Raw genomic sequence first — 20,019 nt, forward strand, 5'->3', positions numbered from 1 at the left:
ATGGAGTAAGCCGCGCGCAACGTGCAAATTGCCTTGATCTGTGCAATCGTTGCGTCTGTGCCGATTGACGATCGAAGAGACCGGTAGCTGAAAATATGGTTAGACTTGTTGGATATTTCTTCGGAATGGCCTGCGTCCTGTTTCTGGTCGCGGCGGCGGGTATTGCCATCTATCTCGCCAATGTCGCGAAGGATCTCCCGGACTATGCCGTTCTGAACAGCTACGCGCCGCCGGTCACGACCCGCGTGCATGCCGGGAACGGCGCTCTGATGGCTGAATATGCCAAGGAAAAGCGTCTCTTCCTGCCGATCCAGGCCGTCCCCGACCGCGTCAAGGCCGCTTTTCTGTCGGCTGAAGACAAGAATTTCTACAACCATCCGGGTGTCGACCTGACCGGCCTCGGCCGCGCAATCCTCGTTAATCTGCAGAATTTTGGTTCCGGCCGCCGCCCGGTCGGCGCCTCCACGATCACCCAGCAGGTGGCCAAGAACTTCCTTTTGAGCTCGGATCAGACGATCGACCGCAAGATCAAGGAAGCAATTCTCTCCTTCCGCATCGAGCAGGCCTACAGCAAGGACAAGATTCTCGAGCTCTACCTGAACGAGATTTTTTTCGGCATGAATTCCTATGGCATCGCCGGCGCCGCGCTCACCTATTTCAACAAATCCGTTACCGAACTGACCGTTGCCGAAGCCGCCTATCTGGCATCGCTGCCGAAAGGTCCGGCCAATTATCATCCTTTCCGCCATCCCGAGGCTGCGCTCGAGCGCCGCAACTGGGTAATCGACCGTATGGTCGAGAACGGCTATGTCAGCCAGAGCGACGGCGCGGAAGCCAAGAAGCAGCCGCTCGGCGTTACCGCCCGCAGCACAGGTCCATCGCTCTTCGCTTCCGACTTTTTCGCCGAAGCCGTGCGCCGTCAGTTGATCGATCAATATGGCGAGAAGGTCCTCTACGAGGGCGGCCTTTCCGTGCGTACCTCGCTCGATCCGCAGATGCAGCTTGCTGCCCGTAAGGCGCTGCAGGATGGCCTCGTGACCTATGACGAGCGCCGCGGTTTTCATGGGCCCATCAAGCAGATCGATGCAAGCGGCGACTGGGGCAAGGCGCTTGCCGATATTCCTGCGCTCTCCGACGTGCCGGAATGGCGTCTCGCCGTCGTGCTCGCCGCATCGGATAGCAATGTCGACATCGGCTTGCAGCCGGGCAAGGACGGCAGCGGCAAGGTCGCGGCCGACCGGCAACGCGGCACGATAGACGCCAAGAACATGCAATGGGCCTACCGTTCGGCGGACGGCGCGCGCAAGACCGCAAAAACGCCGGCCGGCGTCTTGAACCCGGGCGACGTCATCTATGTCGAGAAGCTCGGCGATCAGTCGTCGACCTCCTATCGTCTGCGCCAGCCGCCGAAAGTGCAGGGCGGCCTGGTCGCCATGGATCCGAAGACCGGCCGCGTCCTCGCCATGGTCGGCGGCTTCTCCTATGCCCAGTCCGAATTCAACCGCGCCACCCAGGCGATGCGTCAGCCGGGCTCCTCCTTCAAGCCCTTCGTCTATGCGGCGGCGATGGACAATGGTTATACGCCGGCCTCCGTCATCATGGACGCGCCGATCGAAATCGTCTCGGGCGGCCAGGTCTGGAGGCCGGAAAACTACGGCGGCGAATCCGGCGGTCCGTCGACGCTGCGTTCGGGCATCGAGCATTCGCGCAACCTGATGACGGTGCGCCTCGCCAACGATCTCGGCATGAATATCGTTGCCGAATATGCCGAACGCTTCGGCATCTACGATCACATGCTGCCGGTTCTCTCGATGTCGCTCGGCGCCGGCGATACAACGGTGCTGCGCATGGTTTCGGCCTATTCGGTGATCGCCAATGGCGGCAAGCAGATCAAGCCAACCCTGATCGACCGTATCCAGGATCGCTACGGCAAGACGATCTTCAAGCATGAAGAGCGCCTCTGCGAGGGCTGCAATGCCGGCGACTGGCAGAACCAGGAAGAGCCGAATGTCGTCGATAACCGCGAAACCGTTCTCGATCCGATGACCGCTTACCAGATCACCTCGATGATGCAGGGCGTCATTCAGCGCGGCACCGCCGCCGGCAAGATCGATCTCGGCGGCCGCGACGTCGCCGGCAAGACCGGGACCACCAACGACGAGAAGGATGCCTGGTTCGTCGGCTTCACGCCGGATCTGGTCGCCGGCCTCTATATGGGCTTCGATACGCCGGGTCCGCTCGGCCGCGGCGGCACCGGCGGCGGTCTCTCCGCCCCGATCTTCAACGAATTCATGCAGGCCGCCGTCAAGGACACGCCGGAATCGAAGTTCGTCATTCCGCCGGGCATGAACCTGATCCCGATCGACCGCAAGACCGGTATGGCCGCCGTCGACGGCGATCCGAACACCATCATCGAGGCCTTCAAGCCCGGCACCGGCCCAGCCGACAGCTTCAACGTCATCGGCATGGACAGCACCATGGCGCCGGAAGAAATCCTGAAGACCTCGCCGCAGGCCAACCAGGCCGTCCAGACCGGCACACCCGGTCTCTTCTGACCGTCGCCCTAATTTTTGAAGCCTGCTGCGGGCCTTTACATCCGCGGCGGGCGTCTCTATGTCACCAGCACTTGAAAGACCGAGACAGAGAAGCAGGAAAATGCGAGCCGAAATCGAAAACGTGGTCGATGAAACCAAGCAGGCTATCACCCTGCTGAGGAGGCATCTTTGACTGGGACCAGGCGATAAGACGACTGGACTGGTTGAACAACAAGGCAGAGGATCCGAACCTCTGGAACGACGCATCCGAAGCGCAGAAGCTGATGCGCGAGCGCCAGCAGCTGGATGACGGCATCAACGGCGTCAAGCAGCTCGAACAGCAGCTCAACGACAACATCGAGCTGATCGAGCTTGGCGAGGAAGAGGGCGACCAGAGTGTCGTCAAGGAAGCCGAAGACACGCTGAAGGCCCTCAAGGCCGAGGCCGCGCGCCGCCAGGTGGAAGCCATGCTTTCCGGCGAGGCCGACGGCAACGACACCTATCTCGAAGTTCATTCCGGCGCCGGCGGCACCGAAAGCCAGGACTGGGCGAACATGCTGCTGCGCATGTATACCCGCTGGGCCGAACGCCAGCGCTTCAAGGTCGAGCTTCTCGAAGTTCACGACGGCGAAGAGGCGGGCATCAAGTCCGCAACCCTGCTCGTCAAGGGACACAACGCCTATGGCTGGCTGAAGACGGAATCGGGCGTCCACCGTCTGGTGCGCATCTCACCTTACGATGGCAACGCGCGTCGCCACACCTCCTTCTCGTCGATCTGGGTCTATCCCGTCGTTGACGACTCGATCCAGATCGAGATCAACGAAAGCGATTGCCGCATCGACACCTATCGTTCGTCGGGCGCCGGCGGCCAGCACGTCAACACGACGGATTCGGCCGTGCGCATCACCCATATCCCGACCGGAATCGTCGTGCAGTGCCAGCAGGAGCGTTCCCAGCACAAGAACCGGGCCAAGGCCTGGGACATGCTGCGCGCCCGCATGTATGAAGCCGAGCTGAAGAAGCGGGAGGACGCCGCCAACGCCGAAGCCGCTTCCAAGACGGATATCGGCTGGGGCCATCAGATCCGCTCCTACGTGCTGCAACCCTACCAGCTGGTCAAGGACCTGCGCACCGGCGTCGCCAGCACCGCTCCTGATGACGTGCTCGACGGCGATCTGAACGAATTCATGGAAGCGGCCCTTGCCCACCGCATCAGTGGCGCCGCCGACGCGGTCGTCGAGGATGTCGACTGACAGGTAGTTGCGAGATCGAATGACGAGAAGGCCCCGGAGACGGGGCCTTCTTCGTTCAGGCGATGGCGCGGATGTCGCCGTGCTGAAACAGCGCTGCCGACAGATCGGCGGTCTCGTCATGAATGGCGGCGCGCTCGATATCAGGGGGATCGGTGAAGAGCTCGGCCGCAAAGGCAAAGCCTAATCCCGTGCCCTCCGGTACGAAGACATAATGCCCGAGGCCGCCGCCGAAAATCTTCAGCGCGCTGCGCGCCAGTCGCGCATGCAGCCATGTTGAACATTCTTCGGCCGGTGCCGCCCTGTCCGCGTCGCCAACCAGGATAAGGGCGGGTGCCTCGACCGTTTTCAGACTTTCCTCGCTGAAAGCGAAAATGGAGCGACCCGGCGCGCAGAGCAGCGCGGCCGTGATCCTGTCGTCACGATAGGACTGCGACATGCGGGACCATGACTGGCGAAACACATCGCTCTCACGCAGCAACGAGGGGATATGATCGGCAAGGTCGGGAAACTCCCTTGGGCCGCGCGGCCCACCCGGTTTCAGTCTTGACGGTTCGAACTGCGAGAACTGGGCGACGGCGCCGAGAAGCAGCATGACGCTATAGGCTCCGGCCGAAAATCCGGCCGCAAACGCACGGGCTGTATCAATCCGGCCGGCGAGATCGCCGAGCCAGTCGCGGCTGCGGTCCAGCATCAGGCTTAGATCCGGCGCTCGTTCCCAGAGACAGGCAAACCCTTCGGCTCGATAGGGCTCGATCCCGGTATTGCCGTGATGGTTAACGCCGAGCGCAACAAATCCGCGATCGACCAGGCGCCGCGCCAGCCATTCCAGCCCCGCCGCAGATCCGCCGGTGCCGTGCGACAGCAGGACCAGGGGATAAGGCCTGCTTGCCGGCCGAATCGGCGCGTCGCGGGCGACTGCCGCCTTGCGAAACCAGCTTCGTTCCCGAATATCGCTTTCCAGCGCGTCATCGGCAGCCGGGTACCACAGAGCCCAGCTGACGGGCCTCGGGCCGGCTGCGTCCCAGTCCGGTCTTTGGTCGTCGTAAAGAACGCCGTCACGAAAGCCGAGTTTCATCGTCCAAGCCTGTGCAAACAGTGCCCGTTGTTCAATTGGTCGCTTTCTCGACGGTGATGTCACCGAATTCGTCGATCAGCACCGTCCAGCCATCCGGCTCGGCCGCAGGGTCGGTCTTCAGATAGATGGTGGCGAAGAGGCCTGGTTGCTTGCTGATGCCGCTCGAATTCTCCGGGCGTATATCGGTCACGTAGGGCTTCAGATCGCTGATCTCCTGCAACTCGACGGTCGAGGCGATCGCCGGGCCGCTCTCCGTCTGGGCAATCTGCTGAAGATAGACCTTCGAGGTCCGATCCGGCTGGCGCACGGCAAAGAGCTTGTAATAGCCATGGCGCTTTCCCTGAGGGGCGGAAACATTCTCGGCGGCGGAAGGCGCCCGCTCGATATCAGGTGCGTTGCCGTCGTCCTCCCAGTAGCCGGTGCTGGTGGCAAAGATCACCGAAGCCGGCAGGATGGCGTCCTGAGCGGGAGCGGCGATTGCGGCCGAGCATCCGACGAGGAACATCGTGGTCATCAATATCCGTCGCATTGCCATCGTCTCAATCCTTGAACTGCTCGGCGAGGATACGGTCGGACCAGGAGCGGTCGGGATCGGAGAGGATGCGCGCCGTCATATGCTCCGACTGGGCGATGCGGACATGCAGCACCGACTTGACCTCGGTATTGTCGGCCACCGCATTCACCGGCCGCTTCACCGGCTCGAGCACGTCGATATCGACGGTCACCTTGTTGGGAAGCAGAGCCCCCCGCCAGCGCCGCGGCCTGAAAGCGCTGACCGGTGTCATGGCGAGCAGCGGCGCCTCGAGCGGCAGGATCGGGCCATGGGCGGAAAGATTGTAGGCCGTCGATCCGGCTGGGGTCGCCACCATCAGCCCGTCGCAGATCAGCTCCTCCAGGCGCACGTGCCCGTCGACCACGACCCTGAGATTGGCGGCCTGATAAGACTGGCGGAACAGATAGACCTCGTTGATGGCAAGAGCCGTTGAATTGGTGCCGTCGGCATTGGCCGTCGTCATCTTCAGCGGCCGGAAGGCGTTTTCGACGGCGACGCAGATGCGCTCCTGAAGCCGTTCGGTGCTGTAATCGTTCATCAGGAAACCGACCGAGCCGCGATTCATCCCGTAGACCAGCTTGCCGGAGTTCATGGTGCTGTGCAGCGTCTGCAGCATGAACCCGTCGCCGCCGAGCGCGACAATAACGTCGGCCTTATCCTGCGGCACGTCGCCATAGATGCGAATCAGCTCTTCGCGCGCGGCGAGCGCCTCCATCGTTGGCGAGGCGATAAACGAAAGCGTCTGAAATGAACGGCCCATGCAATGCCCTTTGTGAAGCTGCTCTAGCTAAAGGATAAAAGGCCGCTGCGACAAGGCCGTTTTGCACGGCCCCGGCGTTTTGGCGCCAAGCCGGACTGTCCGCAGAATCGGATTTTCCTTTACAGGATCGCAGAATCTGTTAGTTGGGCAGCTATTGCCCTTGTAGCTCAGTTGGTAGAGCACCTGATTTGTAATCAGGGGGTCCCGGGTTCGAACCCTGGCGGGGGCACCATCCCTATTCTCCGATATGCTGTGACTCGATGAACCTTGCCTGAAGGGCTGCTTCAGCGGCAGTTCAGCCGCTCTGGGGCATTGTCTCCTCATCATCAATGAGGAAGCAGCGCCATGAAGCTCGCACACATTATTCTCACCGTAACCATTGCCGCCGGTGCGGCTTTTGCCTCCGTCGCACCTGCTTCCGCTATGCCCGCTGAACGGCCCGCGATGACGGCGCAGGGAGATGTCGTCAAAATTCGCGACAGCTGGCGAGGTGATCGTTGGCGTGATGACGGTGACTGGCGTGGCGACCGTGGCTGGCGCGATCGGCGCGATTGGCGCCGCTCCGACTGGCGCGATGATGACCGCCGCTGGCGGCGGTGGCGCGCGGAGCGGTGGCAGGAACGCCGGGAGTGGCGCCATCGCGATCGCGATCTCCCCTTCTGGCTCTACCGCGGTTGAGCGCGGTTGCGAATCGCCCGGGCCGTCAGCTCAATGCGCGACCGGTTCGTTGACGCTTGCCTCGATCCTGTCGCTCTGGCCTGCGCCGGAAGGCGACAGGATTGCAATGCTGAGAACGGAGGCGACCATGAAGGCGACGACGGCGATCATTATGCGCATGAGCGTACAATCCTCATTCGGTTGGGGATCAACGCGCAATCGCCGGCTGCGTTCCTCGCGGCCTATTGCACCGGTCCCGGCGTCGCCGGGCCGGGTGCCATCGGCGATAGAGGATCGGGCTGGTGGACCGGGTGCGAGGTGTCCACCCAGATGATGCTGAGGATGATTCCCACAAAGGCCGCGATGAACAGGATACCGAAAATCAGCGGTCGAATGGCCATGATGGGGATCACTCCTTCTTGCTTGTGACCGGTCGCTACGATCGATCGCCGCCCGATCATAGTGCTCCAGAAGGTCATTCCAAGGCAAAAGTGGATTTCTCCTGTCTAATGCCTGTCGCCCGGAAGTGTACACCCGGTCCCGCGATAACGACATGCATAAAGAAGAGCTAGACCGCGTCGCGGCGGACGAGCGAAAGCGGCTGCTGCCTTCTTCCCTGACTTGTGGAAATGCAGTCGGCGCGCATGTGGAAGCCAAGCGACGCACTGTCATGGCTCATCAGCGTCAGGCTGAGACCGTCGATATGCAGGCGGCGAGTTTCAGTCGGGCGACATTGGCAATCCCCTTTGCCGCGGCCCGTAAGCCGGCCTAGCGAGTCCAGCCTATGCCTTTAAGTAAAGCCGCGCTGCATAAAGCGCGATCGCCGCCGCGTTCGAAACGTTCAGCGATTTGATCGCGCCCGGCATGTCGAGGCGGGCCAGCGCGGTCACGGTCTCGCGAGTTTTCTGCCTGAGCCCCTTGCCCTCCGAGCCGAGCACCAGTGCCACCTTATCGCCCGAAAACGTGCCTTCGAGCGGCGCCGGCCCTTCCGAATCGAGGCCGATCGTGGAGAAGCCGAGCTTGTGTAATTCGCCAAGCGCATCGGCGAGATTGGTGATCTGTATATAAGGGATCAGTTCTAGCGCGCCGGAGGCGGACTTGGCGAGCACGCCCGACTCGGTCGGGCTATGTCTCTGGGTGGTGATCACTGCCCCGGCATTGAAGGCGACCGCCGAGCGCATGATCGCGCCGACATTATGCGGATCGGTCACCTGGTCGAGCACCAGCAGGAGAGGGCTGTCCTTCAGTGCTTCGAGCCGGCGAACCGGCAGCGGCCGTGTCTCCAGCATGACCCCCTGATGGATTGCCTCCGGGCCGAGCACCTTGTCGATCTCGTGCGGCGAGACGATCTCGAAGGCAATGCCGAGCGTCTCGACGTCGATTTCAAGCCGCGCGAGTGCGTTCTGTGTCACGGAGAGCTTGATCTTCTTGCGCTCGGGATTGTCGAGCGCCGCGCGTACCGTATGCAGGCCGTAGAGATAGACCTGATCGGGCGCCAGCGCCGGCGGCTTCCAATCCTCAGGCCCACGCTTGCGCTTCTGCGGCTGTGGTGTCGGGATCTCGCCGCGTTCGCGTTTGGCGTCACGGTGCGCACGCCTGAGGTTGGCGTAATGCGTATCCTTGGCGGATGGGTCTGCTGCGGCCTTGCCGCCGGATTTCTTGTCTTTGCTCATGCGGCTTTATAGCTATGGCCTTGGCTGCCGCATAGGCTTTCTTTCATATGCCGGCTTTCGGCGGCGAATGAAATTTTTCGTGTTTTTTCCGTTGTCATCGTGTTGACAGACGGAAATGCTCCGGTCATATACGCGGCGCAGACGACGGGCGGCAACGCTTCGAACTCTGACGAACTTGGTCTAACGATCCGGACGAAAACTGGAGAGATGCCCGAGTGGTTAAAGGGGACGGACTGTAAATCCGTTGGCTCAGCCTACGTTGGTTCAAATCCAACTCTCTCCACCATTCGTCATCGGATCGGACCATCCCGCGGGTATAGCTCAATGGTAGAGCAGCAGCCTTCCAAGCTGAATACGCGGGTTCGATTCCCGCTACCCGCTCCAGTTTTCCCGAAGTCCGTTGATACGACCGCTGCCGCGGCGATGCCGATGATGTTTCGGACGCCGGCAATGGCGGCGATCGTCTGGCAGGTGAGGGCGCTCGACGCCCAGCGTCCAGTGCTCTTCTCCTGTTGGGCAGGCAATTTTCTCTGGGATTTCAGCGGTTTTTGAGGGGGCGCGGCGAATCGCCTTGCAGGCGGCGAATTGTCTCCCATATGCGCCTTCACGCCAAGAATGGCGTCTGCAATTAAGTCTTGCGCAATTTCGCCGAAAGCCTTAAACGGCGGCACTAAACCGGTTCGCCGGGGCCACCATTTCGTTCACAGGAAGCATTCAAATGGCAAAGAGTAAGTTTGAGCGCAACAAGCCGCACGTCAACATTGGCACGATCGGCCACGTTGACCACGGCAAGACGTCTCTGACGGCAGCGATCACGAAGTACTTCGGTGAGTTCAAGGCGTACGACCAGATCGACGCGGCTCCGGAAGAGAAGGCGCGCGGCATCACGATTTCGACCGCGCACGTCGAATATGAGACGCCGGCCCGCCACTACGCGCACGTCGACTGCCCCGGCCATGCCGACTACGTCAAGAACATGATCACCGGTGCTGCCCAGATGGACGGCGCGATCCTGGTGTGCTCGGCTGCTGACGGCCCGATGCCGCAGACGCGCGAACACATTCTGCTGGCCCGCCAGGTTGGCGTTCCGGCGATCGTGGTGTTCCTGAACAAGGTCGACCAGGTTGACGACGCCGAGCTGCTCGAACTGGTTGAGCTCGAAGTTCGCGAACTGCTGTCGTCCTACGACTTCCCGGGCGACGACATCCCGGTTGTCAAGGGTTCGGCGCTTGCCGCTCTTGAAGATAGCGACAAGAAGATCGGCGAAGACGCGATCCGCGAGCTGATGGCAGCGGTCGACTCCTACATCCCGACGCCTGAGCGTCCGATCGACCAGCCGTTCCTGATGCCGATCGAAGACGTGTTCTCGATCTCCGGCCGCGGCACTGTCGTAACCGGCCGCGTCGAGCGTGGCATTGTCAAGGTTGGCGAAGAAGTCGAGATCGTCGGCATCCGTCCGACCTCGAAGACGACGGTGACCGGCGTTGAAATGTTCCGCAAGCTGCTCGACCAGGGCCAGGCCGGCGACAACATCGGCGCGCTGGTTCGCGGTGTTAACCGTGACGGCGTCGAGCGTGGCCAGATCCTGTGCAAGCCGGGTTCGGTCAAGCCGCACAAGAAGTTCATGGCTGAAGCCTACATCCTGACGAAGGAAGAGGGCGGCCGTCATACGCCGTTCTTCACCAACTACCGTCCGCAGTTCTACTTCCGCACGACCGACGTGACCGGCATCGTCACGCTGCCGGAAGGCACGGAAATGGTCATGCCGGGCGACAACGTCACGGTTGCCGTCGAGCTGATCGTTCCGATCGCGATGGAAGAAAAGCTGCGCTTCGCCATCCGCGAAGGCGGCCGCACCGTCGGCGCCGGTATCGTCGCTTCGATCGTCGAGTAATCCTGGGATTACCTGCAATTCAGGAAAAACCCCGCTGGCGACAGCGGGGTTTTTTCGTTTTGATGCCTGATCGACGGATTAACACGTGTTGTAAAAATATCGTTAAATAGGCCCGTCACAGTATTTTGTTCATCTCACGTTCAGAAAGCGGTTTGTGATTGGCGCATTTTAGTTCAGACTCCTTCTTGTAGAGAGGAGAATTCGCATGATTCCAAAGGCCACATTTGTTGCGACGATATTCGCAATGTATGTTTTCACGATGTTTTTCATCGCTGCGATCCCGCAAGAGGTTGTTCAATCGGCCGGCGTACAGGTCGATGAGGTCAGTATCGTCAAGTGACGGCCCTGCAAATCATCGCCGGATTCGGCGGTGATTGAAAGTGAATGATCAGGCGCTTAACGCAGGCGGCCTGATGAGGCGGGGGTGAACTCTCGCAGGACGCTCGCTTGCTCTTCGCGCGGAAGCGTCTAACTATGCCTCCGATCTCATGACGCGGAGGATATTCCATGAAAAAGCGGATCCTGTTCACGGGTGGTTCGGGCAAGGCGGGTCGTCATGCCGTGCCATGGCTCGTTAAATCAGGTTACGAGGTGCACAACCTCGATCTCGTGCCGCTGGACAGCCCCGGCGTCACCAATCTCATCGCCGACATCACCGATAGCGGTCAGGTCTTTAACGCGCTCTCCATGCATCGCGATTTTCCCGATCTCGACGCGGGCAGGGGCGTCCAGTCCTTCGATGCGGTCGTGCATTTCGCCGCCATCCCCCGCATCCTGATCAAGCCCGACAATGAGACCTTCCGCATCAACACGATGGGCACCTACAATGTCATCGAGGCGGCGGTGAAGCTCGGTATCCGGAAGATCATCGTCGCGTCGAGCGAGACGACCTACGGCGTCTGCTTCGCCGAAGGTCATCGCGATTTTCACCAGTTCCCGCTGGAAGAGGACTACGACGTCAATCCGATGGATTCCTACGGCCTGTCGAAGGTGGTCAACGAAAAGACCGCGCGCGCCTTTGCCGAGCGTTCGGGCTTCGACATTTATGCGCTGCGCATCGGCAACGTCATCGAGCCGCACGAATATGAGAGGTTCCCGACTTATTTCGCCAATCCCGAGATGCGCAAGCGAATCGCCTGGAGTTATATCGACGCCCGCGACCTCGGCCAGATCTGCCATCTCTGCATCGAGAAGAACGGTCTCGGCTATCAGGTCTTCAATGCCGCCAATGACACGGTTTCGGCCAATACGCCGTCGAAAGAACTGGCGAAGCGATTCTACCCGAACGTGCCCTTGACCCGCGAAATCGGCGAATATGAAGGGCTGCTTTCCAACCGCAAGATTCGCGAAGTGCTGGGCTTCAAGGAAGAGCACGACTGGCGGAAATATGTGAAGGTCTGAACGCTTGCGGGCAGCACGATGGGAAAGCCCGGTCGCCTGCAAATGAGCAGAACGGCTCTGAAAATCGAAAATCGTGCTTGCCAATCCGCCGCTGCCGTCTTAAAGGGAGCGCCATGCATTTCGGCAGTGATTTGCGGGCCTTGGCCCGGGCGCTGAAGGAGAGGCATGAAGGGGTATAGCTCAGTTGGTAGAGCGGCGGTCTCCAAAACCGCAGGTCGGGGGTTCGAGCCCCTCTGCCCCTGCCATCTTCCCTGATACGGACAGCGCGGCCATGCTCGCGGCATTCCGGCCGGGGTTGATCGGTGGTAACTTATTTCGTTAAACTTCGGTTTCCCTCTTGTGTATTCGGAAATCGGTGTTTATTTAGGGTTCAACAGACACGCGGTGCGTGGGGCTGATAGTTTCAGCTTTACGCGCCGTAATTGCGTGGGCAGTCGATGGCATCCAAATCCAATCCATTCGCGTTTCTGCAGCAGGTTCGCTCCGAGACGTCCAAGGTCACATGGCCGTCGCGCCGCGAGACGATGATCTCGACGGTCATGGTGCTGGTGATGGTGGTGTTCGCCGCGTTGTTTTTCTTTGCCGCTGACCAGCTGATCGGCTGGGTTCTGAGCTTCGTGCTCAATACCGGCAACTGATACGGGTGGAGATGAAAATGGCGGCACGTTGGTACATCGTCCACGCGTATTCCAATTTTGAAAAGAAGGTGGCTGAGGACATCGAGAACAAGGCTCGCCAGAAGGGGCTCGAGCACCTGTTCGAAAAGATCCTCGTGCCGACCGAAAAGGTGGTGGAAGTGCGTCGCGGCCGCAAGGTCGACAGTGAGCGCAAGTTCTTCCCGGGTTATGTCCTCGTCCGCGCCAATCTGACGGATGAAGCCTATCACCTGATCAAGAATACGCCGAAGGTCACCGGCTTCCTCGGCTCCGACAATAAGCCCGTTCCGATTCCGGATTATGAAGCCGAGCGCATTCTCGGCCAGGTCCAGGAAGGTGTTGAGCGGCCGAAGGCGTCGATCACCTTCGAGATCGGCGAACAGGTTCGCGTTTCGGACGGCCCGTTCGCTTCGTTCAACGGCACGGTTCAGGATGTGGACGAAGAACGTTCGCGCCTGAAAGTTGAGGTGTCGATCTTCGGCCGCGCAACGCCGGTCGAGCTGGAATACGCTCAGGTCGAGAAGGTCTGATTGTAGGAGATTGGAAGCTGGCCCGTGCGGCCTGTTTCCCGCGGACCTTGTCCGCATCCGCGTGGAAGGTGAGGGGTCTTAGCCGGACCCTAATGATCCGCACCACGCAACCGCAGCCGCCGGAGAGATCCGGCATCACGGGCCGGGCGACCGGTCGTTCATGAAAGGCAGAGAGATATGGCTAAGAAAGTTGCAGGCCAGCTCAAGCTTCAGGTCAAGGCAGGATCGGCAAACCCGTCCCCGCCGATTGGTCCGGCGCTTGGTCAGCGTGGCATTAACATCATGGAATTCTGCAAGGCGTTCAATGCCGCCACGCAGGAAATGGAAAAGGGTATGCCGATTCCGGTCGTCATCACCTATTACCAGGACAAGTCCTTCACCTTCGCGATGAAGCAGCCTCCGGTCAGCTACTGGCTGAAGAAGGAAGCGAAGATCACGTCCGGTTCCAAGACGCCCGGCAAGGGCGCAAAGGCCGGTACCCTCACCAAGGCTCAGATCAAGACGATCGCCGAAGCCAAGATGAAGGACCTGAACGCAGCGGATATCGAAGGTGCAATGGCGATGATCGAGGGTTCTGCCCGCGCCATGGGCCTGGAAGTGGTGGGTTAAGATCATGGCTGGCAAGCGCACTCGCAAGATCAACGAAGGTGTTGATCCCACCAAGCTCTACGCTCTGACCCAGGCCATCGGCATGGTCAAGGAGCGGGCTGTCGCCAAGTTCGACGAAACCATCGAAGTCTCGATGAACCTCGGTGTTGACCCGCGCCATGCCGACCAGATGGTTCGCGGCGTCGTCAACCTGCCGAACGGCACGGGCCGCACGGTTCGCGTCGCCGTCTTCGCTCGTGGCGCCAAGGCTGACGAAGCCAAGGCTGCCGGTGCCGATGTCGTCGGCGCCGAAGACCTCGTCGAGATCGTCCAGGGCGGCAAGATCGAATTCGATCGCTGCATCGCCACCCCCGACATGATGCCGCTCGTCGGTCGTCTCGGTAAGGTTCTCGGCCCGCGCGGCATGATGCCGAACCCGAAGGTCGGCACCGTCACCATGGATGTCGCCGGAGCCGTCAAGGCTTCCAAGGGCGGCGCTGTCGAGTTCCGCGTCGAGAAGGCTGGTATCGTCCATGCCGGCATCGGCAAGGCCTCTTTCGACGCCAAGGCTCTGGAAGAAAACATCCGCGCCTTCGCCGACGCCGTCATCAAGGCGAAGCCGGCCGGCGCCAAGGGCAACTACGTCAAGCGCGTGGCGATTTCCTCGACCATGGGCCCGGGCGTCAAGATCGAAGTCGGCTCGGTCACCGCACCGACTGCATAAGTTGATTGCCGGACCTCGGTCCGGTCACTGAATTTCCGGCCTCGCAAGGGGCCGGAATATTCCGGAGAAATCCGGAATCCTGTCCGAGATTGCAGGTGGTTTTCCCTTAATCACGTTGCCTGCATGAGACGGGTAAGACCCGAATTCATGAAGTTCGCTTCTAGAAACTCGGTTCGAGCCTTGGATGCCTTGTGCCTTCTTAGCCTTGATTGGCGCGGAAGCGCGGGGGGACAGGATCCTCAAGCGTCGCTTGGGATCTCGCATGATCCCGGGAGGCAAAAGGCAACCCGGCGGGCCCGTTTTCGGTCCCGCCAACTGGAGATAGGCAGTGGAAAGAGCGGAAAAACGCGAATTCGTCACGGAACTGAACGAAGTCTTCAAGGCTTCGGGCTCGGTTGTCGTGGCCCACTATGCTGGTGCCACAGTCGCGCAGATGAACGATTTTCGTTCGAAGATGCGTGCAGCTGGCGGTACCGTCAAAGTCGCGAAGAACCGCCTGGCCAAAATTGCCCTTCAGGGTACGGAAGCGGAAGGGATGTCGAATCTCTTCAAGGGTCAGACGCTGATTGCATACAGCACCGATCCGATCACCGCTCCGAAGGTCGTCATGGATTTCGCCAAGACCAACGACAAGATCGTTGTCCTGGGCGGCGCCATGGGAACAACCACGCTCAACGCCGATGCAGTCAAGTCGCTTGCGACCCTGCCTTCGCTCGATGAGCTGCGTGCGAAGCTGCTGGGCATGATCCAGACACCGGCTACCCGCATCGCTGGGGTTGTTGCAGCACCGGCAAGCCAGCTTGCCCGCGTGTTTGCGGCCTACGCCAAGAAGGACGAAGCCGCTTAAGGCGGTTTTTCGCTGTTTATAAACAACCGGTTCGAACCGAACAAAAGGAACTAGTAAAATGGCTGATCTCGCAAAGATCGTTGACGACCTCTCCTCGCTGACCGTTCTGGAAGCTGCAGAACTGTCGAAGCTTCTCGAAGAAAAGTGGGGCGTATCCGCTGCTGCTCCGGTAGCTGTTGCTGCCGCTGCTGGCGGTGCTGGCGCTGCTGCTCCGGTCGAAGAAGAAAAGACCGAGTTCGACGTCATCCTCACGGATGCCGGCGCCAACAAGATCAACGTCATCAAGGAAGTCCGCGCCATCACCGGTCTCGGCCTCAAGGAAGCCAAGGACCTCGTCGAAGGCGCTCCGAAGGCTGTCAAGGAAGGCGTTTCCAAGGCTGAAGCCGCTGACATCAAGAAGAAGCTCGAAGACGCCGGCGCCAAGGCCGACGTCAAGTAAGCTTGTACTGCTTTTGGGAGGTGGCCTTTGCTGCCTCCCATTTGCCGTTTTTCTGAACGAATTACCCAAAAGCCGCGTCAAAACGGCTTTTGGGTAATGGGTTCTTCAAAAGGATAGTCTCGCACCGAGGGCAGCACAGCAATCCGAGCTGGGCGTTTTCGGGAGTCGGACGAGATTGAACTACCCATTGATTGACGGGGTCGACTGGCCATCGGTTCCCGTCCGTTGCAGGCCCGGGTGCAAGATTTTGAAGGAGCGACGATGGCTCAGACCCTTTCGTTCAACGGTCGCAGGCGCGTACGCAAGTTTTTTGGTAAGATCCCCGAAGTCGCAGAAATGCCGAACCTCATTGAGGTTCAGAAGGCGTCCTACGACCAGTTTCTGATGGTGGAAGAGCCGAAGGGCGGCCGGCCCGACGAGGGTCTTCAGGCCGTCTTCAAGTCGGTTTTCCCGATCACTGATTTCTCCGGCGCCTCTATGCTGGAATTCGTATCTTACGAGTTCGAGCCGCCGAAGTTCGACGTCGACGAATGCCGCCAGCGCGACCTGACCTATGCCGCGCCGCTGAAGGTGACGCTGCGCCTCATCGTGTTCGATATCGACGAGGATACCGGCGCGAAGTCGATCAAGGACATCAAGGAACAGTCCGTCTACATGGGCGATATGCCGCTCATGACCAACAACGGCACGTTCATCGTCAATGGCACCGAGCGCGTCATCGTCTCCCAGATGCACCGTTCGCCGGGCGTCTTCTTCGACCATGACAAGGGCAAGAGCCATTCTTCCGGCAAGCTGCTCTTTGCTGCCCGCGTCATTCCCTATCGCGGCTCCTGGCTCGATATCGAATTTGACGCCAAGGACATCGTCTACGCCCGTATCGACCGCCGCCGCAAGATTCCGGTGACCTCGCTGCTGATGGCGCTCGGCATGGACGGCGAAGAAATCCTCGACACCTTCTACACGAAGTCGCTCTACAAGCGCGACGGCGAAGGCTGGCGCATTCCCTTCAAGCCGGAAACGCTGAAGGGCGCCAAGGCGATCACCGAGATGGTCGACGCCGATACCGGCGAAGTCGTCGTCGAAGCCGGCAAGAAGCTGACCCCGCGCCTGTTGCGCCAGCTGTCGGACAAGGGCCTGAAGGCGCTGAAGGCCGGCGACGACGACCTCTACGGCAATTACCTCGCCGAGGACATCGTCAACTACTCCACCGGTGAAATCTATCTCGAAGCCGGCGATGAGATCGATGAGAAGACGCTCGGCGTCATCCTGGCGAATGGTTTCGACGAGATCCCGGTTCTCGGCATCGACCACATCAATGTCGGCGCCTATATCCGCAACACGCTGTCGGCCGACAAGAACGAGAACCGTCAGGATGCTCTGTTCGACATCTACCGCGTCATGCGTCCGGGTGAACCGCCGACCATGGAATCGGCCGAAGCCATGTTCAACTCGCTGTTCTTCGATGCGGAGCGTTACGACCTCTCCGCCGTCGGCCGCGTCAAGATGAACATGCGTCTCGACCTGACCGTCGAAGACACCGTCCGCATCCTGCGCAAGGACGACATCCTGGCCGTGGTCAAGATGCTGGTCGAACTGCGCGACGGCAAGGGCGAGATCGACGACATCGACAACCTCGGCAACCGCCGCGTCCGCTCGGTCGGCGAGCTGATGGAGAACCAATACCGTCTCGGCCTGCTGCGCATGGAGCGCGCGATCAAGGAACGCATGTCCTCGATCGAGATCGATACGGTCATGCCGCAGGATCTGATCAACGCCAAGCCGGCCGCCGCAGCTGTGCGCGAATTCTTCGGTTCCTCGCAGCTCTCGCAGTTCATGGACCAGGTCAATCCGCTCTCGGAAATCACCCACAAGCGCCGTCTTTCGGCTCTTGGCCCGGGCGGTCTGACGCGCGAACGCGCCGGTTTCGAAGTCCGCGACGTGCATCCGACCCACTACGGCCGTATCTGCCCGATCGAAACGCCGGAAGGCCCGAACATCGGTCTGATCAACTCGCTTGCAACCTTTGCCCGCGTCAACAAGTACGGCTTCATCGAAAGCCCGTACCGCCGCATCGTCGACGGCAAGGTGACGAATGACGTGCTCTACCTCTCCGCCATGGAAGAGGCGAAGTACTATGTCGCCCAGGCCAACGCCGAAATGAACCCGGACGGCTCCTTCGTCGACGAATTCGTCGTCTGCCGTCACGCCGGCGAAGTTATGCTCGCCCCGCGCGACAGCATGAACCTGATGGACGTTTCGCCGAAGCAGGTCGTTTCGGTTGCTGCGGCACTCATCCCGTTCCTGGAAAACGACGACGCCAACCGCGCCCTCATGGGCTCGAACATGCAGCGTCAGGCCGTGCCGCTGCTGCGCGCCGAAGCCCCGTTCGTCGGCACCGGCATGGAGCCGGTCGTCGCCCGTGACTCCGGCGCCGCCATCGGCGCGCGCCGCGGCGGCGTGGTCGACCAGGTCGACGCGACGCGTATCGTTATCCGCGCCACGGAAGACCTCGAAGCCGGCAAATCCGGCGTCGATATCTACCGCCTGCAGAAGTTCCAGCGTTCGAACCAGAACACCTGCGTCAACCAGCGTCCGCTGGTCACCGTCGGTGACGTCGTCAACCGCGGCGACATTCTCGCCGACGGCCCGTCGACCGATCTCGGCGACCTGGCGCTCGGCCGCAACGCGCTCGTCGCGTTCATGCCCTGGAACGGCTACAACTACGAAGACTCGATCCTGCTCTCCGAGCGCATCGTTGCCGACGACGTGTTCACCTCCATCCACATCGAGGAATTCGAAGTGATGGCGCGCGACACCAAGCTCGGTCCTGAGGAAATCACTCGCGACATTCCGAACGTTTCGGAAGAAGCGCTGAAGAACCTCGACGAAGCCGGTATCGTCTATATCGGCGCCGAAGTTCAGCCGGGCGATATCCTCGTCGGCAAGATCACGCCGAAGGGCGAAAGCCCGATGACGCCGGAAGAAAAGCTGCTGCGCGCCATCTTCGGCGAAAAGGCCTCCGACGTGCGCGACACCTCCATGCGCATGCCGCCCGGAACCTACGGCACGATCGTCGAAGTTCGCGTCTTCAACCGCCATGGCGTCGAGAAGGACGAGCGCGCGATGGCGATCGAGCGCGAAGAGATCGAGCGTCTTGCCAAGGACCGCGACGACGAGCAGGCGATCCTCGACCGTAACGTCTACGGCCGTCTGATCGACATGCTGCGCGGCCAGGTCTCGATTGCCGGCCCGAAGGGCTTCAAGAAGGGCACCGAGCTTTCGAACGCCGTCGTCTCCGAATATCCCCGCTCGCAGTGGTGGATGTTCGCGGTCGAGGACGAGAAGGTCCAGAGCGAGCTCGAAGCACTCCGCGGCCAGTACGACGAATCCAAGTCGCGCCTTGAGCAGCGCTTCATGGACAAGGTCGAGAAGGTCCAGCGCGGCGATGAAATGCCTCCTGGCGTCATGAAGATGGTCAAGGTCTTCGTCGCCGTGAAGCGTAAGATCCAGCCGGGCGACAAGATGGCCGGCCGTCACGGGAACAAGGGCGTGGTCTCGCGCATTGTGCCTGTCGAGGATATGCCGTTCCTTGAAGACGGCACGCATGTCGACGTCGTTCTGAACCCGCTCGGCGTTCCTTCGCGCATGAACGTCGGCCAGATCCTGGAAACGCATCTAGGCTGGGCTTGTGCCGGCATGGGTCGCCAGATCGGCGAATTGATCGAAGCCTACAAGGCGAACGGCAACATCGAGCCGCTGCGCAAGACCATCGGCGATGTCGTCGGTGCCGGTCCGAAGGCCGAGCAGGTGCACGAATTCGACGATGACTCGGTTCTGCGTCTCGCCGACCAGTGGAAGCGCGGCGTTTCGATTGCAACGCCTGTCTTCGACGGTGCCAACGAAGGCGACGTCAACGACATGCTGCGTCTGGCGGGTCTCAAGGACACCGGCCAGTCGACGCTCTATGACGGCCGTACCGGCGAGCAGTTCGACCGCCAGGTCACGGTGGGCTACATCTACATGCTGAAGCTCAACCACCTGGTCGACGATAAGATCCATGCCCGCTCGATCGGTCCTTACTCGCTCGTCACCCAGCAGCCGTTGGGCGGCAAGGCGCAGTTCGGCGGTCAGCGCTTCGGCGAAATGGAAGTCTGGGCGCTCGAAGCTTACGGCGCGGCCTACACGCTGCAGGAAATGCTGACGGTGAAGTCGGACGACGTCGCCGGCCGCACCAAGGTCTACGAAGCCATCGTCCGCGGAGACGACACGTTCGAAGCCGGTATTCCGGAAAGCTTCAACGTTCTCGTCAAGGAAATGCGCTCGCTGGGCCTCAGCGTCGAGCTTGAGAACACCAAGCTTGATGAGGCGCAGGCAAACCAGCTGCCCGACGCGGCCGAGTAAGCATTGATAGGGCGTGCGCTGCCATGCGGCGCAC

20 protein-coding genes and 4 tRNA genes are annotated in these 20,019 nt (G+C 60.7%); 18 read left to right on the plus strand and 6 right to left on the minus strand.

Going from position 1 to position 20,019, the window contains the following annotated elements; genetic code table 11:
- The first annotated feature begins 95 nt into the window (after positions 1-95).
- On the plus strand, positions 96-2,555 hold the full coding sequence (locus N2597_RS06620) for a penicillin-binding protein 1A (protein ID WP_183596734.1): 2,460 nt from the start codon (positions 96-98) through the stop codon (positions 2,553-2,555).
- 100 nt (positions 2,556-2,655) lie between these two features.
- A protein-coding gene (prfB, locus tag N2597_RS06625) for a peptide chain release factor 2 (protein ID WP_183596731.1) occupies positions 2,656-3,787 on the plus strand; the annotation gives its coding sequence in 2 pieces (ribosomal slippage) (positions 2,656-2,724 and positions 2,726-3,787; 1,131 coding nt in all).
- A 55-nt stretch (positions 3,788-3,842) separates the two neighbouring features.
- On the opposite strand, the gene N2597_RS06630 is transcribed toward prfB, so the two are convergent.
- From N2597_RS06630 to N2597_RS06640, 3 genes are read right to left on the minus strand one after another with little or no spacing between them, the layout of a single operon-like run.
- Positions 3,843-4,862: an alpha/beta hydrolase family protein gene (locus tag N2597_RS06630; protein WP_096769281.1), complete on the minus strand. Its 1,020-nt coding sequence runs from the start codon at positions 4,860-4,862 to the stop codon at positions 3,843-3,845.
- A 31-nt stretch (positions 4,863-4,893) separates the two neighbouring features.
- The gene (locus N2597_RS06635; RefSeq protein WP_077993405.1) at positions 4,894-5,397 is read right to left on the minus strand and encodes a hypothetical protein; all 504 of its coding nucleotides are present in this window, start codon (positions 5,395-5,397) and stop codon (positions 4,894-4,896) included.
- Between the two features lie 4 nt (positions 5,398-5,401).
- Entirely contained in the window at positions 5,402-6,175 is a 774-nt protein-coding gene (locus N2597_RS06640) for an NAD kinase (protein ID WP_010059525.1), read from the minus strand.
- A 156-nt stretch (positions 6,176-6,331) separates the two neighbouring features.
- On the opposite strand from N2597_RS06640, the gene N2597_RS06645 reads away from it, so the two are divergent.
- Together N2597_RS06645 and N2597_RS06650 are read left to right on the plus strand one after the other, a co-directional pair.
- Positions 6,332-6,407 (plus strand) — tRNA-Thr (locus N2597_RS06645).
- Positions 6,408-6,520: 113 nt separating this feature from the next.
- Positions 6,521-6,853, plus strand: a complete 333-nt coding sequence (locus N2597_RS06650; protein WP_077993407.1) for a hypothetical protein — start codon at positions 6,521-6,523, stop codon at positions 6,851-6,853.
- A gap of 30 nt (positions 6,854-6,883) precedes the next feature.
- On the opposite strand, the gene N2597_RS06655 is transcribed toward N2597_RS06650, so the two are convergent.
- The 3 genes from N2597_RS06655 to rlmB form a co-directional block, all read right to left on the minus strand.
- Entirely contained in the window at positions 6,884-7,012 is a 129-nt protein-coding gene (locus N2597_RS06655) for a hypothetical protein (protein ID WP_280950801.1), read from the minus strand.
- A gap of 62 nt (positions 7,013-7,074) precedes the next feature.
- Positions 7,075-7,233 carry a hypothetical protein gene (locus N2597_RS06660; RefSeq protein ID WP_164519030.1) on the minus strand — a complete coding sequence of 53 codons (159 nt, stop codon included), beginning with the start codon at positions 7,231-7,233 and terminating at the stop codon, positions 7,075-7,077.
- A gap of 381 nt (positions 7,234-7,614) precedes the next feature.
- Entirely contained in the window at positions 7,615-8,505 is an 891-nt protein-coding gene (rlmB, locus tag N2597_RS06665; RefSeq protein WP_096769279.1) for a 23S rRNA (guanosine(2251)-2'-O)-methyltransferase RlmB, read from the minus strand.
- A 201-nt stretch (positions 8,506-8,706) separates the two neighbouring features.
- Here rlmB and N2597_RS06670 point away from each other — a divergent pair.
- From N2597_RS06670 to rpoB, 14 genes are all read left to right on the plus strand, one after another.
- Positions 8,707-8,791, plus strand: a tRNA-Tyr gene (locus N2597_RS06670).
- Positions 8,792-8,815: 24 nt separating this feature from the next.
- A tRNA-Gly gene (locus N2597_RS06675) sits at positions 8,816-8,889 on the plus strand.
- A gap of 45 nt (positions 8,890-8,934) precedes the next feature.
- A complete protein-coding gene (locus N2597_RS06680; RefSeq protein ID WP_009996412.1) occupies positions 8,935-9,057 on the plus strand; it encodes a hypothetical protein in 123 nt (40 codons plus the stop codon).
- A gap of 166 nt (positions 9,058-9,223) precedes the next feature.
- Complete coding sequence (gene tuf / locus N2597_RS06685) at positions 9,224-10,399, plus strand: elongation factor Tu (RefSeq protein WP_009996414.1); 1,176 nt, start codon at positions 9,224-9,226, stop codon at positions 10,397-10,399.
- A 205-nt stretch (positions 10,400-10,604) separates the two neighbouring features.
- A complete protein-coding gene (locus tag N2597_RS06690; RefSeq protein ID WP_009996098.1) occupies positions 10,605-10,739 on the plus strand; it encodes a hypothetical protein in 135 nt (44 codons plus the stop codon).
- A 167-nt stretch (positions 10,740-10,906) separates the two neighbouring features.
- Positions 10,907-11,800, plus strand: coding sequence for an NAD-dependent epimerase/dehydratase family protein (locus tag N2597_RS06695; RefSeq protein WP_096772246.1), 894 nt, complete (start codon positions 10,907-10,909; stop codon positions 11,798-11,800).
- A 169-nt stretch (positions 11,801-11,969) separates the two neighbouring features.
- Positions 11,970-12,045 (plus strand) — tRNA-Trp (locus tag N2597_RS06700).
- 192 nt (positions 12,046-12,237) lie between these two features.
- Complete coding sequence (gene secE / locus N2597_RS06705; protein ID WP_003573826.1) at positions 12,238-12,438, plus strand: preprotein translocase subunit SecE; 201 nt, start codon at positions 12,238-12,240, stop codon at positions 12,436-12,438.
- 17 nt (positions 12,439-12,455) lie between these two features.
- The gene (gene nusG / locus N2597_RS06710) at positions 12,456-12,986 is read left to right on the plus strand and encodes a transcription termination/antitermination protein NusG (RefSeq protein ID WP_004669067.1); all 531 of its coding nucleotides are present in this window, start codon (positions 12,456-12,458) and stop codon (positions 12,984-12,986) included.
- Between the two features lie 177 nt (positions 12,987-13,163).
- Positions 13,164-13,595: a 50S ribosomal protein L11 gene (gene rplK, locus N2597_RS06715; protein WP_009985507.1), complete on the plus strand. Its 432-nt coding sequence runs from the start codon at positions 13,164-13,166 to the stop codon at positions 13,593-13,595.
- Positions 13,596-13,599: 4 nt separating this feature from the next.
- Positions 13,600-14,298 carry a 50S ribosomal protein L1 gene (rplA, locus tag N2597_RS06720; RefSeq protein WP_038688272.1) on the plus strand — a complete coding sequence of 233 codons (699 nt, stop codon included), beginning with the start codon at positions 13,600-13,602 and terminating at the stop codon, positions 14,296-14,298.
- Positions 14,299-14,626: 328 nt separating this feature from the next.
- Positions 14,627-15,145: a 50S ribosomal protein L10 gene (gene rplJ, locus N2597_RS06725; RefSeq protein ID WP_009994537.1), complete on the plus strand. Its 519-nt coding sequence runs from the start codon at positions 14,627-14,629 to the stop codon at positions 15,143-15,145.
- A 58-nt stretch (positions 15,146-15,203) separates the two neighbouring features.
- Positions 15,204-15,584, plus strand: a complete 381-nt coding sequence (gene rplL / locus N2597_RS06730; protein WP_009994538.1) for a 50S ribosomal protein L7/L12 — start codon at positions 15,204-15,206, stop codon at positions 15,582-15,584.
- Between the two features lie 261 nt (positions 15,585-15,845).
- The gene (rpoB, locus tag N2597_RS06735; protein WP_039619182.1) at positions 15,846-19,985 is read left to right on the plus strand and encodes a DNA-directed RNA polymerase subunit beta; all 4,140 of its coding nucleotides are present in this window, start codon (positions 15,846-15,848) and stop codon (positions 19,983-19,985) included.
- Positions 19,986-20,019 lie beyond the last annotated feature (34 nt).

Source organism: Rhizobium sophoriradicis, from assembly GCF_025200795.1.
Taxonomy (GTDB): Bacteria; Pseudomonadota; Alphaproteobacteria; order Rhizobiales; family Rhizobiaceae; genus Rhizobium; species Rhizobium sophoriradicis.

Bases quoted from the DNA above. Each gene is read 5' to 3' on its own strand.
- N2597_RS06620 (WP_183596734.1), top strand. From the start codon at position 96: ATGGTTAGACTTGTTGGATATTTCTTCGGAATGGCCTGCGTCCTGTTT.
- N2597_RS06630 (WP_096769281.1), bottom strand. From the start codon at position 4,862: ATGAAACTCGGCTTTCGTGACGGCGTTCTTTACGACGACCAAAGACCG.
- N2597_RS06635 (WP_077993405.1), bottom strand. From the start codon at position 5,397: ATGGCAATGCGACGGATATTGATGACCACGATGTTCCTCGTCGGATGC.
- N2597_RS06640 (WP_010059525.1), bottom strand. From the start codon at position 6,175: ATGGGCCGTTCATTTCAGACGCTTTCGTTTATCGCCTCGCCAACGATG.
- N2597_RS06650 (WP_077993407.1), top strand. From the start codon at position 6,521: ATGAAGCTCGCACACATTATTCTCACCGTAACCATTGCCGCCGGTGCG.
- N2597_RS06655 (WP_280950801.1), bottom strand. From the start codon at position 7,012: ATGCGCATAATGATCGCCGTCGTCGCCTTCATGGTCGCCTCCGTTCTC.
- N2597_RS06660 (WP_164519030.1), bottom strand. From the start codon at position 7,233: ATGGCCATTCGACCGCTGATTTTCGGTATCCTGTTCATCGCGGCCTTT.
- rlmB (WP_096769279.1), bottom strand. From the start codon at position 8,505: ATGAGCAAAGACAAGAAATCCGGCGGCAAGGCCGCAGCAGACCCATCC.
- N2597_RS06680 (WP_009996412.1), top strand. From the start codon at position 8,935: ATGATGTTTCGGACGCCGGCAATGGCGGCGATCGTCTGGCAGGTGAGG.
- tuf (WP_009996414.1), top strand. From the start codon at position 9,224: ATGGCAAAGAGTAAGTTTGAGCGCAACAAGCCGCACGTCAACATTGGC.
- N2597_RS06690 (WP_009996098.1), top strand. From the start codon at position 10,605: ATGATTCCAAAGGCCACATTTGTTGCGACGATATTCGCAATGTATGTT.
- N2597_RS06695 (WP_096772246.1), top strand. From the start codon at position 10,907: ATGAAAAAGCGGATCCTGTTCACGGGTGGTTCGGGCAAGGCGGGTCGT.
- secE (WP_003573826.1), top strand. From the start codon at position 12,238: ATGGCATCCAAATCCAATCCATTCGCGTTTCTGCAGCAGGTTCGCTCC.
- nusG (WP_004669067.1), top strand. From the start codon at position 12,456: ATGGCGGCACGTTGGTACATCGTCCACGCGTATTCCAATTTTGAAAAG.
- rplK (WP_009985507.1), top strand. From the start codon at position 13,164: ATGGCTAAGAAAGTTGCAGGCCAGCTCAAGCTTCAGGTCAAGGCAGGA.
- rplA (WP_038688272.1), top strand. From the start codon at position 13,600: ATGGCTGGCAAGCGCACTCGCAAGATCAACGAAGGTGTTGATCCCACC.
- rplL (WP_009994538.1), top strand. From the start codon at position 15,204: ATGGCTGATCTCGCAAAGATCGTTGACGACCTCTCCTCGCTGACCGTT.
- rpoB (WP_039619182.1), top strand. From the start codon at position 15,846: ATGGCTCAGACCCTTTCGTTCAACGGTCGCAGGCGCGTACGCAAGTTT.